The 15,836-nt window shown below is 41.9% G+C and carries 15 protein-coding genes; all 15 read left to right on the forward strand.

All coding sequences use genetic code 11. The features are described from left to right. Window positions 1-37: 37 nt before the first annotated feature. Entirely contained in the window at window positions 38-391 is a 354-nt protein-coding gene (rplT, locus tag QVO88_RS02035; RefSeq protein WP_022286868.1) for a 50S ribosomal protein L20, read from the forward strand. A gap of 118 nt (window positions 392-509) precedes the next feature. Beyond that, window positions 510-1,331, forward strand: coding sequence for an RNA methyltransferase (locus QVO88_RS02040; RefSeq protein ID WP_022286869.1), 822 nt, complete (start codon window positions 510-512; stop codon window positions 1,329-1,331). Continuing rightward, window positions 1,324-2,556 carry a DNA-processing protein DprA gene (locus tag QVO88_RS02045; protein WP_022286870.1) on the forward strand — a complete coding sequence of 411 codons (1,233 nt, stop codon included), beginning with the start codon at window positions 1,324-1,326 and terminating at the stop codon, window positions 2,554-2,556. The genes QVO88_RS02040 and QVO88_RS02045 overlap by 8 nt, the downstream gene beginning before the upstream one ends. A 25-nt stretch (window positions 2,557-2,581) precedes the next feature. Continuing rightward, complete coding sequence (gene topA / locus QVO88_RS02050) at window positions 2,582-4,672, forward strand: type I DNA topoisomerase (protein WP_022286871.1); 2,091 nt, start codon at window positions 2,582-2,584, stop codon at window positions 4,670-4,672. Beyond that, entirely contained in the window at window positions 4,644-5,978 is a 1,335-nt protein-coding gene (gene trmFO, locus QVO88_RS02055; protein ID WP_288177718.1) for a methylenetetrahydrofolate--tRNA-(uracil(54)-C(5))-methyltransferase (FADH(2)-oxidizing) TrmFO, read from the forward strand. Before topA ends, trmFO begins: the two co-directional genes overlap by 29 nt. Before the next feature lie 10 nt (window positions 5,979-5,988). Beyond that, window positions 5,989-6,999 carry a phosphate acyltransferase PlsX gene (gene plsX, locus QVO88_RS02060; protein WP_022286873.1) on the forward strand — a complete coding sequence of 337 codons (1,011 nt, stop codon included), beginning with the start codon at window positions 5,989-5,991 and terminating at the stop codon, window positions 6,997-6,999. Continuing rightward, window positions 6,999-7,697 (forward strand): ribonuclease III, encoded by a 699-nt coding sequence (rnc, locus tag QVO88_RS02065; RefSeq protein ID WP_022286874.1) that lies wholly within the window; start codon window positions 6,999-7,001, stop codon window positions 7,695-7,697. Before plsX ends, rnc begins: the two co-directional genes overlap by 1 nt. Continuing rightward, entirely contained in the window at window positions 7,684-8,709 is a 1,026-nt protein-coding gene (locus QVO88_RS02070; RefSeq protein WP_046439306.1) for an elongator complex protein 3, read from the forward strand. Before rnc ends, QVO88_RS02070 begins: the two co-directional genes overlap by 14 nt. After that, window positions 8,709-12,275 carry a chromosome segregation protein SMC gene (gene smc / locus QVO88_RS02075; RefSeq protein ID WP_022286876.1) on the forward strand — a complete coding sequence of 1,189 codons (3,567 nt, stop codon included), beginning with the start codon at window positions 8,709-8,711 and terminating at the stop codon, window positions 12,273-12,275. Before QVO88_RS02070 ends, smc begins: the two co-directional genes overlap by 1 nt. 10 nt (window positions 12,276-12,285) lie before the next feature. Then, the gene (gene ftsY / locus QVO88_RS02080) at window positions 12,286-13,191 is read left to right on the forward strand and encodes a signal recognition particle-docking protein FtsY (protein WP_022286877.1); all 906 of its coding nucleotides are present in this window, start codon (window positions 12,286-12,288) and stop codon (window positions 13,189-13,191) included. 50 nt (window positions 13,192-13,241) lie between these two features. Further along, complete coding sequence (locus tag QVO88_RS02085; RefSeq protein WP_022286878.1) at window positions 13,242-13,742, forward strand: isochorismatase family protein; 501 nt, start codon at window positions 13,242-13,244, stop codon at window positions 13,740-13,742. 10 nt (window positions 13,743-13,752) lie between these two features. Next, window positions 13,753-14,331: an RdgB/HAM1 family non-canonical purine NTP pyrophosphatase gene (gene rdgB / locus QVO88_RS02090; protein WP_022286879.1), complete on the forward strand. Its 579-nt coding sequence runs from the start codon at window positions 13,753-13,755 to the stop codon at window positions 14,329-14,331. Window positions 14,332-14,349: 18 nt separating this feature from the next. Then, complete coding sequence (locus tag QVO88_RS02095; RefSeq protein ID WP_022286880.1) at window positions 14,350-14,646, forward strand: YhbY family RNA-binding protein; 297 nt, start codon at window positions 14,350-14,352, stop codon at window positions 14,644-14,646. Continuing rightward, window positions 14,646-15,263: a nicotinate (nicotinamide) nucleotide adenylyltransferase gene (gene nadD / locus QVO88_RS02100; protein ID WP_022286881.1), complete on the forward strand. Its 618-nt coding sequence runs from the start codon at window positions 14,646-14,648 to the stop codon at window positions 15,261-15,263. Before QVO88_RS02095 ends, nadD begins: the two co-directional genes overlap by 1 nt. Then, window positions 15,253-15,831: a bis(5'-nucleosyl)-tetraphosphatase (symmetrical) YqeK gene (gene yqeK / locus QVO88_RS02105; RefSeq protein ID WP_022286882.1), complete on the forward strand. Its 579-nt coding sequence runs from the start codon at window positions 15,253-15,255 to the stop codon at window positions 15,829-15,831. Before nadD ends, yqeK begins: the two co-directional genes overlap by 11 nt. The last annotated feature ends 5 nt before the right edge of the window (window positions 15,832-15,836 follow it).

A 15,836-nucleotide genomic window follows, 5' to 3' on the forward strand; every position in this document is an offset into this window, starting at 1 on the left:
AGAAAACAAATTTTAAAAATTTCAGGAGGTAATAACTATGGCTCGTGTAAAGGGAGCAATGATGACTCGTAAGAGAAGAAATAAGACTCTGAAGCTTGCTAAGGGATACTTTGGTGCCAAGAGCAAGCACTTCAAAATGGCTAAACAGGCTGTAATGAAGTCAGGTCAGTATGCATACATTGGAAGAAAGCAGAAGAAGAGAGATTTCAGAAAGCTTTGGATCACAAGAATTTCAGCAGCTGCTAAAATGAACGGTATGAATTATTCAACATTCATGAACGGCGTAAACAAGGCTGGTATCAATCTTAACAGAAAGATGCTCTCCGAAATAGCTATCAGCGATCCTGCTGGTTTCACAGCGATTGCAGAAAAGGCGAAGGCTGCTCTTTAATAGTCAAAAACACGCACGTTCTTGTAACCTGCGTGTTTTGTTGTATATTAAGGCAACACCATATATGACGCATTTGGCAATTAAATGATTAAATTTTCAGAATAAGAGGTGACGCAGTTTGCATATTAATAGTAAAGATAACCCTAGAGTGAAGCTTTTCAGAAAGCTTCTGTCATCAAAAAAAGCTAGGGAAGAACATGGATTGTTTGCTGTTGAAGGTGCAAGAAACTGCGTTGACACCGCTTATGAAGCTGTGTGCGGAAGAATAAAAGTCCATTCTGTTTTCTATACTCAAACGGCCTTGACTAAGTATAAAAATACACTTAAAACTGATAGCCTTTTCTCGTGTGCAAGACCCGAAGATGTTTTTGAAATATCTGATGAGCTTGCGAAAAAGATGACAGATGAGGGAAACTCTCAGGGCATTTATATGATCGTTTTTAAGGTCGATTTGCCTTTTGCGGCTGAGTATATTGACAAAAAAGGGAAGTATCTCGTTCTTGATAATTTACAGGACCCAGGTAATTTGGGTACGCTTCTAAGAACTGCCGATGCCGTAGGCGTTAGTGGAGTAGTTATGACAGATAATTGCGTTGATCTGTATAATCCAAAGGTGGTTCGTTCCGCTATGGGAAGCATTACAAGACTTGATCTTTTTGTAGTGGATAATTTTCTGAACGTCGCAACGCTTTTTGATGAGCTTGGTATCGTTACAAATGCTGCAGTTGTCAGAAACGGTGAAAATATCACAGAATTTGATTTTGACAGACCGTGTGCTGTTGTAATAGGAAACGAGGGCAAAGGTTTGCCTAGAGAACATTCAGACATTTGTAAAAATCGTGTGACTATTTCTATGCACGGCAATATAGAATCACTTAATGCTGCTTGCGCAGGCACAATCATTTTGTGGGAAATGTTTCGAGGTGGCAGTCATGGATAAAGAAAGACTTTTATTGTGGATAAGAGCGGTTCTGATTTTCACTCCATCGAGCAAACGTATATGGGAAGTTTCTGCAAATTATGATGATATAGTTGAGTTCATGACTGCACTCGATGATCATATGGTCAGCGGACTTAATGATAAAGAGCTCCAGAGGATAGGAAAATATAGTCTTAAAGACGCAGAAATCATAAAAAAACGCTGTGAAGAGCTTGGCATAAATATTTATTGTTACGAAAGTGAGGGCTATCCTGACAGACTTAAACGGATCGCAAATCCACCTGCTGTTCTGTATACTTATGGTAACCTTGACTTTTTAAACGATAAATGCGTTATTTCAGTAGTAGGCTCCCGTGAGCCGTCTGAATATTCTGTAAAGATAACGAAGCATATTTGCGCAGATCTTATAAGAAGAAACTGTCTGCTTGCTTCGGGGTTTGCAGGCGGTATAGATCAGATCGCTAACAAGGTAGCTATTGAAAATAATAGTAGACCTATAGCTGTGTGTGGCACAGCTCTTGATTGTGATTACCCTAAGGGAAGTAACGAGCTAAAAAAACAGATCGCTGAGAATGGAGTAGTAATATCAGAGTATTTTCCGGGTTATAAACCATTTGGAAATGCTTTTGTGAATCGCAATAGGATTCTTACAGGACTTTCAAATGCAGTGCTTTTTACTGAGTGTAGCAAGGAAAGTCATGGTCTTGATAATGTCAATCACGCCATATCTCAAGGAAAACAGGTATTTGTAGTACCGCCACATGATATCTATGATAGTCGATATTTCGGACAACGTGATCTCATAAGAAATGAGTGTCAACCTGTGTTCGGCGTAGAGGATATAGTGTATTCGCTTGGCAATGAAAGGTATCAATCTCTTAGACTTGTGGAAAGCCTGGGAGAGTTCACGCTTCCTGCTGAGGATTCTGCTATACTTAACAATGGCGAGCCTAAGACAGTGAAGCACAGAAAAAGCAAAAGAAAAGTGCCTGACAGCAAGACTGTTTCTGAAACAGAAGTGGTAAAGCCAACACCTGAGCCTGATCTGTCAGGGCTTGATGACACACAAAAGAGCATTTGCAAACTGTTAAAAAGCGGAAATATGCTTGCGGACGAGATAGCCGCAAAGCTTGGTATGGATATCTCTGATGTGCTTGCACAGCTAACGGAGCTTGAACTTTATGGCACTGTTAAGTCATATCCGGGCAAAATGTTTGGACTTTAATATATATTAAGAATGGAGAATAGATTTGTCTAATTTGATCATAGTTGAGTCACCAACGAAGATAAAAACAATTAAGCGTTATCTTAGCGATGATTATGAAGTCGTGGCTTCAAAGGGTCATGTCCGTGACCTGCCAAAATCAAAGCTGGGCGTCGATATAGATAATAATTTTGAACCTAAATATGTCAACATAAAAGACAAAGAGGGCGTTATAAAAGATATAAAAAAGCTTGCAAAGAAAAGCGACCATGTTTATCTTGCAGGAGACCCTGACCGAGAGGGAGAAGCCATTTCATGGCATCTCGCATTGCTTTTGGGTCTTGATCTGAATGATAAAAACCGAGTAACTTTCAACGAACTTACTGAAACTGGTATCAAAACTGGAATGAGCCACCCACGTTCTATTGATATAAACCTTGTTAATGCACAGCAGGCAAGACGTATCCTTGACAGACTTGTGGGCTATAAGCTTTCACCTTTTCTTTGGAGAAAGATAAGAAAAGGACTTTCAGCGGGCAGAGTTCAGTCTGTCGCAGTTAAAATGATATGCGACAGAGAAAACGAGATAAGGGCATTTGTATCTCAGGAATATTGGTCCATTGACGGAAAATTTTCTGCAAACGGTGAAAGAAAGACCTTTGCCGCAAAGCTTAATACAGTTGACGGAGAAAAGCCAGAGTTGAAAAATAAAGAGCAGGCTGACGAGATACTGAAAAGACTTGAGGGTGCCGAGTTTGTTATCGACAAGGTAAAAAAGAGCGTTCACAGAAAATCTCCTGCCGCACCATTCACCACCTCGACTTTACAGCAGGAAGCGTCAAGACGTCTCAGCTTTCAGGCGAGAAGAACGATGAAAACCGCTCAGGAGCTTTATGAGGGTGTTGAGATAAACGATATGGGTCAGACAGGTCTTATCACCTATATGCGTACTGACAGCCTTAGAATTTCTGATGAAGCAAGAGCAGCGGCATATGATTTTATCAAAAAAAAATATGGCGATAAGTATATCCCTGACACACCGAAAAAATATAAAACTAAGGGCAACGCTCAGGACGCTCATGAAGCCATCCGACCAACACACCCAGAGGTAACACCTGATATGGTAAAGGCAAGCGGAGTGACGAGTGACCAGTACAAGCTTTATAAACTCATTTGGGAGAGATTTATAGCTTCTCAGATGTCAAACTGCCTTATGGACACTGTTTCTGTTGATATCTCTGCAAACGGTTGTAACTTCAAGGCAACAGGCTATTCTGTAAAGTTCGACGGATTTACTGTTCTTTATGAAGAGGCCAAAGACGATGAGGGTGAAAAGAAAAACGTGCTTCCTCCAATAAAATCTGGTGACTCAATAAAGGTGCGTAACCTTGAGGGAAATCAGCATTTCACTCAGCCACCTGCAAGATACACAGAAGCGACTCTCGTAAAAGCGTTTGAGGAAACAGGCATCGGCAGACCTTCAACTTATGTTCCAACTATTACAACCATAATAAACAGAAATTATGTTGAGCGTGACGGAAAACAGCTTAAGCCGACTTCGCTTGGCGAAGTAACAAACCAGCTTATGAGCGAGCATTTTGATAAAATAGTTGATGTTAAGTTTACTGCAAACATGGAGAAATCTCTTGACGAAGTGGAAAATGGCAAGAAAAGTTGGGTAAAAACTTTGCAGGACTTTTATAGTGACTTTGACGAGGAATTGACTGAAGCTGAGGAAGCCATGGACGGGAAGCGTATCAAAGTGCCTGACGAAGAAACAGATCAGGTGTGCGAGCTTTGCGGCAAACCTATGGTAATAAAGATAGGCAGATATGGCAAATTTATGGCTTGCTCAGGTTTTCCTGAGTGCAAAAATACCAAGAAAATAGTTCAGGAAACAGGTGGAATTTGCCCTTACTGCGGAAAGAAAGTGCTTCTCAAAAAGTCTAAAAAGGGCAAGAAATATTACGGCTGTGAGGATAATCCTGAGTGTAAGTTCATGACATGGGACGTTCCTACCGAAGAGAAATGCCCTAAGTGTGGCAGTACACTTTTCCAGAAAGGCGGAAAGAACGGAATACTTATTTGCCATAAGCCTGATTGCGGATATGAAAGGAATTTATCTAATGGCGGTTAAGGTAATAGGTGCAGGACTTGCAGGCTGTGAAGCTGCGTGGCAGTTAGCCAAAGCAGGGATAGACGTTGAGCTTTATGAAATGAAGCCGAAAAAGTTTACGCCTGCCCATAAATATATGGGCTTTGCAGAGCTTGTCTGCTCAAATTCATTGAAAGCGGACAGAATAGATTCAGCCGCAGGTATGCTAAAAGAAGAAATGCGCAGGCTTGGCTCTGTTACGATGGAATGTGCAGCTGAAACTAAGGTATCAGCAGGCGGAGCACTTGCTGTTGATAGGAAAAAGTTTTCCGATATGGTCACGGCAAAGATAATGGAAAATCCTCACATCACTGTTATCGAGGAAGAAGTCACAGATATACCTGATGGCGATGTTATAATCGCAACAGGTCCTCTTACAAGCGATGAGCTTGCAGAGAGTATCGGCAAAATATGCGGTGATTATCTGTATTTTCATGATGCCGCCGCACCTATCGTCACATATGAAAGTCTTGATAAGGATAAGGTGTTTTTTGCTTCGAGATACGGCAAGGGAGAAGCTGATTATATAAACTGCCCTATGAATAAGGAAGAATATCTCAGGTTCTATAATGAACTTATCAATGCGGAATCCGCTCCGCTCCATGATTTTGATAAGGAGCATTTTTCTAAGGACGGCTTCAAAGTTTACGAGGGCTGTATGCCGGTTGAGGTCCTTGCAAAACGTGGTGAGGACACAATGCGTTTCGGTCCGCTGAAGCCTGTAGGTTTGACAGATCCACGAACAGGCAATAGACCTTATGCCGTCGTTCAGCTTCGTGCAGAGAACGCAGAGGGAAGTATGTATAACCTTGTGGGCTTTCAGACAAACCTTAAATTTGGTGAGCAGAAAAGAGTATTTTCTCTTATCACAGGACTTGAAAATGCAGAATTTATACGCTATGGAGTTATGCATAGAAACACTTTCATCAATTCGCCTAAGCTGTTAAACCCGCAGTTTAATATGCGAGATAGAGATAACCTCTATTTTGCAGGTCAAATGACAGGCGTTGAGGGATATATCGAATCGGCGGCAAGCGGAATTTTTGCAGGGTTGAGCATGGCAAGACGTTTGCAGGGCAAGCCTGCGGTTACCTTGCCTGATACCACAATGCTGGGTGCGCTTTCAAAGTATATAAGCGATCCTACTGTGGAGAAATTCCAGCCTATGGGATGTAATATGGGTATCCTGCCTGAGCTGCCTGAACGTATAAGAGATAAGAAACTGAAATATAAGATGATAGCTGAAAGGGGTCTTGCAGACCTTGACAAGGCTATTGAGGAATTTTAAGGAGAATGTTATGAACATAGTAATTGACGCTTTCGGCGGAGATAACGCACCTCTCGAAGTCATAAAAGGTTCAATTGATGCACAGAAAGATTTCGGTGTTGACGTTACTCTTGTTGGTGATGAAGAAAAAATAAAAAAATGTGCACAGGAAAACGGACTTGATATCACAGCTTTACATATCAAGCACGCTGATACTGTTATCGAGATATGTGAAGAGCCTACAGAAGTAATCAAGGGCAAGAAGGATTGTTCAATGGCTGTGGGCATGAAAATGCTTGCAGACGGCGAGGGCGACGCTTTCGTTTCAGCTGGCTCAACAGGCGCACTTGTAGTTGGAGCAACGTTTATCGTAAAGAGAATAAAGGGAATCAAAAGACCAGCTCTTGCAACAATACTTCCTACGGCAACGACGCCTACGATGCTTCTTGACAGCGGTGCAAACGCAGACTGCCGCCCTGAAATGCTTACTCAGTTTGGAATAATGGGTTCGGCTTATATGAACAAGATACTTGGTGTTGAGTCACCAAGAGTAGGCCTTGCAAATATTGGTGCAGAGGAGTCAAAGGGCAGAGAGCTGGAGCTTGAAACTTACAAGCAGTTGAAAAACGCACCTGTAAACTTTGTTGGAAATATCGAAGCAAGACAGCTTCCTATGGGCGATTGTGACGTATGCGTGGCTGACGGCTTCTGCGGAAACCTTATGCTCAAGCTTTACGAGGGCATGGCAAAATTCTTCTCAGGGGAGCTTAAAACGCTTCTGACTAAGGATACAAAGTCAAAGATCGCTGCTCTTATGGTAATGAAGAACGTTAAAGAATTCAAGAAAAAGGTAGACTACTCTGAGTATGGCGGAGCGCCTCTACTTGGTACTGCAAAGCCTGTTATCAAGGCACATGGCTCATCAAATGCAAGAGCATTCTATAACGCTATTAGACAAGCAAAACAATTTACTGAAACTAATGTGATAGACGAGATCACAACTGCTATCGAGCAGTTGAAAAGCAAACAGGAGATGTTATAATGGACGAGCAAAAGGCTCTTAAAGAGTTTCAGGAAAGAATAGGTTATCAGTTCAAAGACGAAAAGCTCCTTTACGAAGCTCTTTCCCATTCATCATTTGCAAATGAAAACAAGAAGGCAAGAAACAGCAATGAAAGGCTTGAATTTCTTGGAGATTCAGTGCTTTCTATAGTTGTGTCAGATCACATTTTCGAGCATTACAAGCATATGCCTGAGGGCGAGCTGACAAAAATGAGAGCTTCACTTGTGTGCGAAAAAGCATTGTTTGAGTTCTCAAAGAAAATAGAACTTGGCAAGTATATCTTTCTCGGAAAAGGCGAGGAGATAACAGGGGGCAGAGAAAGACCGTCAATTATTTCAGACGCTTTTGAAGCAGTTATCGCTGCAATTTATCTTGACGGTGGTATCGAGCCTGTTTCAAAATATATACTTTCATTCATACCTGAAAATATCACGCCTGATGGAGTTGTTTTCCATGATTACAAGACTATTCTTCAGGAGATAATTCAGAAAAATCCTGAGGAGAGAATAGAATATCACCTTAAAGGCGAGTCAGGTCCTGACCATAATAAGAAATTTACTGTTCAGGTACTTTTGAATACGAATGTTATCGGCGAGGGTACAGGCAGATCGAAAAAGACCGCTGAACAGTTGGCGGCTAAAGAAGCATTGGAACTAATGGGCTATGGGGCACAGTAATATATCTGTCTTCGTGCCGCATATAGGCTGTCCGCATATGTGTGCGTTCTGCAATCAGCGCACCATAACTGGTACAGAGAAGATACCGCACGCTGATGATGTGAAGCGTATCTGCACACAGGCAATGAACGAAGTCAAGGACGTTTCACAGACGGAAATAGCCTTTTTCGGTGGTAGCTTTACAGCAGTGCCGAGAGAATATATGCTCGAACTTCTTGGTGCAGCACAGGAGTTTATAGGCAACGACAAATTCAAGGGTATCAGGATATCCACCAGACCTGACTATATCAGCACTGAGATACTTGACATTCTCAGAGATAATCACGTTACGGCTATCGAGCTTGGCGCACAGTCTATGTCAGATGTTGTTCTTGAAGCCAACGAGCGTGGACATACTGTTCAGGACGTCGAAAACGCTGCAAAGCTTATAAAAAGCTATGGTTGCTTTGACCTTGGTCTGCAAATGATGATAGGACTTTATAAAAGCAACCGTGAAACTGAGTTGGAAACTTGGTCGAAGATAGCGGCGCTGTCTCCTAAAACAGTACGTATTTATCCCGTTGTTATCCTTAATGGTACAAGGCTCGGAGAGCTTTACAAAAGTGGCGAATATAAGCCTATGGACTTTGACGAGGTAGTGAAAATCTGTTCTTATCTTCTCACAGAAGCCGATAAACTTGGTATAGATGTTATAAAGCTTGGTCTGCACGCAAGCGAGGTCGTGGAGGAGCAAATGTTGGGCGGATTTTATCACCCTGCATTCCGAGAACTTTGCGAAGGCAGAAATTACCGCAGTCTTATAGCAGAAGAGCTTGAAAAGCATGGCAATATAAGCGATATAGCTTCCGTTGTGATATCTGTACCGAAAAGGCAGATAAGCAAGGCAATAGGTCAGAAAAAAGCTAATATAGAATATTTCAAAGATCTTGGTGTCAATATAAAAATTGTAGGTCACGAGGGCAGCGATAAAATAAAGATAAACGAAATCATAATGAGGGGTGGTGAAAAATAATGTATCTTAAATCACTTGAATTGCAGGGCTTTAAGTCTTTTCCAGATAAAATAGAGCTGAAATTCAATAAGGGTATCACCGCAGTTGTCGGTCCTAACGGCTCAGGCAAGAGTAATATCGGTGACGCTATGCGCTGGGTAATGGGCGAGCAATCTTCCAAAGCCCTGAGAGGTGAAAAAATGGCAGGCGTTATTTTTCACGGCACTCAAACTAGACCAAAAGCGCCTTTTGCTCAGGTAACTATCACCATAGACAACGAGGACGGTGCACTTGAATATGACAGCGACACCGTGTCAGTATCACGAAAGCTTTACCGCAATGGCGACAGCTTTTACATGATAAACGGTAAAGAAGTAAATTTAAAGGATATAGTGGAACTGTTTATGGACACCGGTCTTGGCAGGGACGGTTATTCGATAATCGGTCAGGGCAGGATAGCAGATATCGTAAACGGAAAATCCAATGACCGCCGTGAGATATTTGAAGAAGCGGCAGGCATTTCAAAATTCCGTTCAAAGAAAAAAGAAGCCGAAAAAAAGCTTGCGGCGGCTGAGGATAATCTCTCTCGTATCAATGACATCATGGGAGAGATAGAAGGACGAATAGGTCCGCTTAAAGCGCAGGCTGAAAAGGCGGAGAAGTTCAGAGTCCTTGATGAAGAAAAGAGAAAGCTGGAAGTCTCAGTATGGGTGCATAAGCTCAATGAGTATATGAGCCAAATAGCAGGTTATGAGGAGAAGCTTTCTGCTGTAAAAAAAGAGTACGAGGTCATCACGCAGGAGCTTGAAAGCATTGAAGATGATATAAATGACAGCTTTGCAAAGAGCGCTGAAAAATCTGAGCTTGCTGACAGCTACAAAAATCAGATACATCAGGTGGAGCTTGAAAACTCTCAGGCACTGTCAAAGATCGCAGTATATGAGAATGATATTTCTCACCTTGAAGATAATATTTTGAAGCTTAAAGAGCAGATAAGTGAGTCCAACTCATCAAAATACTATCTTGAGGCTGAGCTGAAAACACGCAGACAGGAGCTTGAAGAACTCGACGAGAAAAAAGCAAAGCAGCAGGAAGCTGTAGATTGTAAGGAAAAAGAGCTTTCTGAGCTTATTGATAAAACTGCATTATCTGACAAGTCGGTAAGTGAAGCTGGAAGCTTTATAAATGAGCTTTACATGAAAAAGTCGGAAGTTTCATTCAGACTTGAAAATGCTAAAAACAACCTTTCGGATATTGATGAGCAGATCGAAAATTCTCTTGAAAGAAAAAAACAGCTTGAAGAACACTCAAAACTTTCTTCAAAGGAATTAAAGGAACTGCGTGAATCAAAAGGCAAAGCTGACGAAAACAAGCAGGAGCTTACAAACCGCATGAGCGGACTTGCAAAGCTTCTTGAAACTAGAAACACGAAGCTTTCAGAATGTCGCAAAAATCTCACAGATACGGAAATACAGCTCCGTGACGTTGAGAACAGGATAAAGACTATAGCTGACCTTGAAAACTCCATGGAGGGCTTTCAGTTCAGCGTAAAGCATATAATGAAAGCCTCACAGCAGGGTAGGATAAGCGGCATTTGCGGTACTGTTTCTCAGCTTATATCTGTTGAAACAAAATACTCTGTAGCCATTGAAACTGCGTTGGGTGGGGCACTTCAGAACATTGTCGTAAATAATGAGGACTCTGCTAAGAGAGGTATCAGGCTTCTGAAAGAGAACAGAGCAGGCCGTGCAACATTTCTGCCTGTTACGTCAGTTCGAGGAAACAGGCTAAATATGCCGCAACTTGAAAATGAGGACGGCTTTGTGGCTCTAGGCTGTGAGCTTGTTAAGTATGACAGCCAGTTTGAGGGCGTAATCAACAGCCTTTTAGGCAGGATATGTATAGCAGAGGATATCGACAGTGCAACCCTTATCGCAAAGAAATACGGCTATAAATTCCGCATCGTTACCCTGGACGGACAAGTGATAAACGCGGGCGGCTCATTCACAGGAGGAAGCGTTTCCAAACAGACAGGTCTGCTTACAAGAAAAAATGAAGCGGAAGCACTTGCTAAAAAGAAAACTGCACTTGAAAACTCCTTTACAGAGCTTAAACAGCAGGTTGAGAAGCTAAATCAAGAGGTTTCAAAATACACCGCTGATACCGAGGGACTAAGGGAAAAGCTTTCACAGGTAAACAGCGATATACTCCGTTTTGAAATGGAAATAAAGCGTGTTTCAGAGTATTATTCTGACTATGAAAACAAGCTTGATGAGATAGAAACATTTATCGAAACGCTGAAAAATAAATACAAGATAGTAAGCGGAGATATCGACAAGGCTCAGACGGAACTTTCAGAAATCGAAGCTGAGATATCAGATAATGAAGCCAAGCTTGCCGACTCTCAAAACGAGCAGGCAGAACTTAAAAATAAGCGTGAACAGCTCAGCGAAGAGCTTTCGCAAATGAAGATAATGGCGGCAGAGTTATCCAAAGACCTTGATGCCTGCAAGCTTTCAATATCACAGCTTGAAGAAACTATCGGCGACAGTGATACTGACAGCGGCAAGTTGAACGATAATATCTCCGAGTGTGAAAAGAAAATAGCCGAGAAGAAAGAGCTTATTTTTCAGACCAAACAGGAACTCAGCGGTGCTGACGAAAAGATAGCCGCCGCACAGAAAATGGCGGAGCAGGCTCAGCGTGAGCATATTGAGCTTGACAATGCAGCAAACAAACTTCGCACCAAGCAGAAGCACAAAATGGACGAGAAGGAAACACTTTCAGGTCAGCTTACAAGAGCGGAGGAACAGAAAAAATCTGTTACTGCAGGCTTTGATAAGCTTGTGGCACAGCTTTGGGACGATTATGAGCTTACAAGAAGCGACGCTGCAGAGATAGCCGAGGATATTGTGGATATAACGGTAGCTAACAGGCGACTCAACGAACTTCGTGGAAAGATAAGAAATCTTGGAAGCGTAAACCTTGGAGCTATAGAGGAATATGCAGAAGTGTCACAACGACACGAATTTCTCACAGGTCAGCTTAATGACGTAAATACGTCAAAAACAGAACTTGAAAAACTTATCGAGGATCTGACAGAAAATATGAAGAATATGTTCACCGACAGCTTTGAGCGCATAAATGCGAACTTCAAGAAAATTTTCACCGAGCTTTTCGGTGGTGGTCAGTGCGAGCTTATTCTCACAGACCCAAACAATGTCCTTGAATGTGGTATTGAGATAAACGTTCAGCCGCCAGGCAAGGTCATAACAAACCTTATGTCCCTTTCAGGCGGAGAGCAGGCTCTGGTGGCTATTGCAATTTATTTTGCGATCCTGAAAATTTCGCCATCACCTTTCTGTCTTCTCGATGAGATAGAAGCGGCGCTTGATGATGTGAACGTAAGTAAATATGCACAATATCTGCACCACCTTACAGATAAAACACAGTTTATCACCATTACTCACAGACGTGGAACAATGGAAGAAGCTGACGTTCTGTATGGCGTAACGATGCAAGAAAAGGGTGTTTCCAAGCTTCTTAAAATGGACGTTTCGGAAACACGTCAAATGAAACTTGAATAGGAGTGAAGAAATGGGATTTTTTGAAAAGCTGAAAAATGGTCTTAAAAAGACTAAAGACTCAATGATGGGCAGAATAGAAAGTCTGCTCCATTCATTCAGCAAAATAGATGAAGATCTTTTTGAGGAGCTTGAAGAAACGCTTATCCTCTGCGATATCGGTGTTACAACTTCTGAAAAGATATGCGATAAGCTCAGACAGAAAGTCAAGCAGGAGGGCGTTAAAGAGCCTGAAAAAATCAAGGATATGCTTAAAGAGATAATCACAGAAATGCTCGGTGAGGATCAGAAGCTCGATATGTCAACAACACCGTCAGTTATACTGGTTATCGGTGTAAACGGTGTTGGCAAAACAACAACTATCGGCAAGCTTGCTTATCAGCTTCACAAACAAGGCAAAAAGGTTATCGTTGCGGCGGCTGATACTTTCAGAGCGGCTGCTATTGACCAGCTCGAAGTGTGGACAGAGCGAGCAGGGGTAGACATAATCAAGCACAACGAAGGTTCAGACCCTGCTTCCGTGGTATTTGACGCACTGGTGGCGGCTAAGGCAAGACAGGCTGACGTTGTTATATGCGATACCGCAGGACGTCTTCACAATAAGAAAAACCTTATGGACGAGCTGAAAAAGATATCCCGTATAGTTCACCAGCAGGCAGAGGGCTGCGCTCTCGAAGTTCTGCTTGCGCTTGACGCTACAACGGGACAGAACGCAGTTAATCAGGCAAGACAGTTCAACGAAGTAGCTGATATAACGGGTATTATTCTTACCAAGCTTGACGGCACAGCCAAGGGTGGAATAATTATCAGCATAACCGATGATCTGCAAGTGCCTGTAAAGCTTGTTACAGTAGGCGAAAGAATAGACGACATACAGCCGTTTTCAGCAAGAGATTTTGTTGAAGCGCTGTTTGAATAATAGAATATTGGATTAGACACTTAAAAGTATAAAATCAGGGGGAATTTTTTATGGATAAGGTTTTGTTTGTAGTTGATATGCAGGAAATGTATGTAGGAAGGGGCAGAGATAAAACCACATACTCATATGATGCCGAATCACTTATCGACGCCATAAACAAGCGTATCTCTGCTTATAAAGCTGAGGAGGTCTTTTATATCGTCAGCTACAAAAAGGGACTTTTGGGTGGAGGAATGCCCAAAGAGGGAACACCTGCGGCTAGCTTTCCAGCAAAGCTGAAAGTTGTATCCAAAAATATTTATTCCAAAAGCAAGCCCGATGCTTTTTCAAACGTTGCTCTTGAAGATTTTATGAGAGCAAGGAATGTGAAAGAGATAGAATTTGTAGGTGTTGATGGTGGTATCTCCGTTATCAACACTGCAATAGGTGCTATTGAATGTGGAATGAAAGTTGTTTTCAACGAAGAATGTATCGGTACAGTTTTCAAAGATAAGGCAAACAAATGCCGTGAAAAATTAAAGAAAAATAAGGTAACTTATATACACAACTAAAGGAGAAAAAATGAAACTTGTTATTGCAAGCAACAATAAAGGCAAGATAAGAGAATATAAACAGATTCTTGAGCCGCTTGGTTATGAGGTGTTCTCGCAATCAGAGGCAGGTCTGATACTTGATGTTGAGGAAACAGGCACTACTTTTGCTGAAAACTCTGCACTAAAAGCAAGAGCTGCATTCAAGCTTTGCGGCTGTGCTGTACTTGCAGACGACAGCGGTCTTGAGATAGACGCCCTGGATGGTGAGCCTGGAGTATATTCAGCAAGATATGGCGGACTCGAAACTGATGATGAGCGTACCGCTCTTGTGCTTAAAAAAATGAAGGAAATACCTGATGATAAAAGGGGAGCACACTTTACCTGTACAATACACTTTATCAAAGCAGACGGTGAAGAGATAGCCGTTGAGGGAAAAGTATTCGGTAAGATAGCTCACGAGCCTGTTGGCGAAAACGGCTTCGGCTATGACCCTATTTTCATGTATGGGAACAAGAGCTTTGCTCAGGTTGACTCAGAAACAAAGAATACCGTTTCCCATAGAGCAAACGCACTGAAAGCTTTGCTTGAACAGCTCACAAAGCAGTAAACTGAAAGGATTTAGATTATGATTACAACTAAACAAAGAGCAGAACTCAAAGGTATGGCTTCGCTTATACAGCCTGCTTTTCAGATAGGCAAGGGCGGAGTTAATGACGCTCAGGTGGCACAGATAGACGATTATCTGAGAGTTCACGAGCTTGTAAAAATAAAGGTGCTTGACAACTCAATGTACACCGCAAGAGAAGCCGCAGAGGAGATTGCTGAAAAGATATCTGCTGAAGTCGTTCAGGTAATAGGCTCAAAGGCGGTGCTTTATAAACGCAATGAGAAGCAGCCTGTTATAAAATTAAAGTCAAAGTAATGAAAATAGGTGTTTTCGGCGGCACGTTCAATCCTGTTCACTTAGGGCATCTAAATTGCCTTAAAAGCGTAGCGGAGCAGGCGAGCCTTGACAAGATGATCGTCATGCCTGACAGAATACCTCCACATAAGCAAGCGGAGGACTTAGCTTCCTCTGAGGATAGGTTGAATATGTGCAGACTTGCTTTTGCAGATATCCCATGTGTGGAAATATCCGATTGGGAACTTAAGCAAGAGGGCAAAAGCTATTCAGTGATAACACTCAGACATCTAAAAGAGATATATCCACATGATAAGCTGTTTTTTATAATGGGTAGTGATATGTTGCTTTCATTTGAAGAATGGTATCAGTATAAGGAGATATTATCACTTTCGGCACTTATCTGCGTTGCACGCTCGCATGAGGACATTGACCACATAGAGGTGAAAGCCAAACAGCTCAAAGCCGAGGGTGGAGAGATAATCATAGTAAAAACCGACCCATTTGAGGTGTCTTCAACTGAGATACGTCAAATGCTCAAAAAAAATGTTGATTGCTCTTGCTATTTGAGTGAAAATGTTGTACAATATATAGTGGACAAAAATTTGTATAACCGAGGTTTTCTAAGTGGCAGATAAAAAAACAATAGGCATTTATAAAGCATACCTAAAAGAACATTTATCAAAAAAGAGATACACACACTCTATGAACGTGGCAAATTCCGCTGTGGAGCTTGCAAAAAGATATGGTGCTGACGCAGACAAGGCTTATATTGCAGGACTTTTGCATGATGTTGCAAAAGAGATACCAGCATTGGAGCTTGCGGCTATAGTTTCTAAATCTTCACTTGATGTGTGCGATATAGAGAAAAAGGCTGTTCCTCTGTTTCACGGTATTGCAGGGGCAGAGCTTGTGCAGACGCTTTTTGATATCCATGATCCTGAGATAATCTCAGCTATACGCTATCATACAGTTGCCTGTGGCAATATGCCCAAGCTTAGCCAGATAGTATATCTTGCAGACCTTATTTCTGCGGACAGGGATTATAAAGACGTAAAGAAAATGAGAAAGTATGCCGAACAAAGCTTGGAGAAAGCAATGTTTGAGGCTTTGAAATTCTCAATAAAAGACTCAGTGGAAAAGGGTAATACTATCCCTGTTTCCACACTTGAAGCATATAATGATTTTGCCGATAATTCAAAATAAAGGAG

This window comes from Ruminococcus sp. CAG:57, from assembly GCF_000435935.1.
GTDB classification, from domain to species: Bacteria; Bacillota; Clostridia; order Oscillospirales; family Ruminococcaceae; genus Hominimerdicola; species Hominimerdicola aceti.

Bases quoted from the DNA above. Each gene is read 5' to 3' on its own strand.
- rplT (WP_022286868.1), top strand. From the start codon at position 38: ATGGCTCGTGTAAAGGGAGCAATGATGACTCGTAAGAGAAGAAATAAG.
- QVO88_RS02045 (WP_022286870.1), top strand. From the start codon at position 1,324: ATGGATAAAGAAAGACTTTTATTGTGGATAAGAGCGGTTCTGATTTTC.
- trmFO (WP_288177718.1), top strand. From the start codon at position 4,644: ATGAAAGGAATTTATCTAATGGCGGTTAAGGTAATAGGTGCAGGACTT.
- plsX (WP_022286873.1), top strand. From the start codon at position 5,989: ATGAACATAGTAATTGACGCTTTCGGCGGAGATAACGCACCTCTCGAA.
- rnc (WP_022286874.1), top strand. From the start codon at position 6,999: ATGGACGAGCAAAAGGCTCTTAAAGAGTTTCAGGAAAGAATAGGTTAT.
- QVO88_RS02070 (WP_046439306.1), top strand. From the start codon at position 7,684: ATGGGGCACAGTAATATATCTGTCTTCGTGCCGCATATAGGCTGTCCG.
- smc (WP_022286876.1), top strand. From the start codon at position 8,709: ATGTATCTTAAATCACTTGAATTGCAGGGCTTTAAGTCTTTTCCAGAT.
- ftsY (WP_022286877.1), top strand. From the start codon at position 12,286: ATGGGATTTTTTGAAAAGCTGAAAAATGGTCTTAAAAAGACTAAAGAC.
- QVO88_RS02085 (WP_022286878.1), top strand. From the start codon at position 13,242: ATGGATAAGGTTTTGTTTGTAGTTGATATGCAGGAAATGTATGTAGGA.
- rdgB (WP_022286879.1), top strand. From the start codon at position 13,753: ATGAAACTTGTTATTGCAAGCAACAATAAAGGCAAGATAAGAGAATAT.
- QVO88_RS02095 (WP_022286880.1), top strand. From the start codon at position 14,350: ATGATTACAACTAAACAAAGAGCAGAACTCAAAGGTATGGCTTCGCTT.
- nadD (WP_022286881.1), top strand. From the start codon at position 14,646: ATGAAAATAGGTGTTTTCGGCGGCACGTTCAATCCTGTTCACTTAGGG.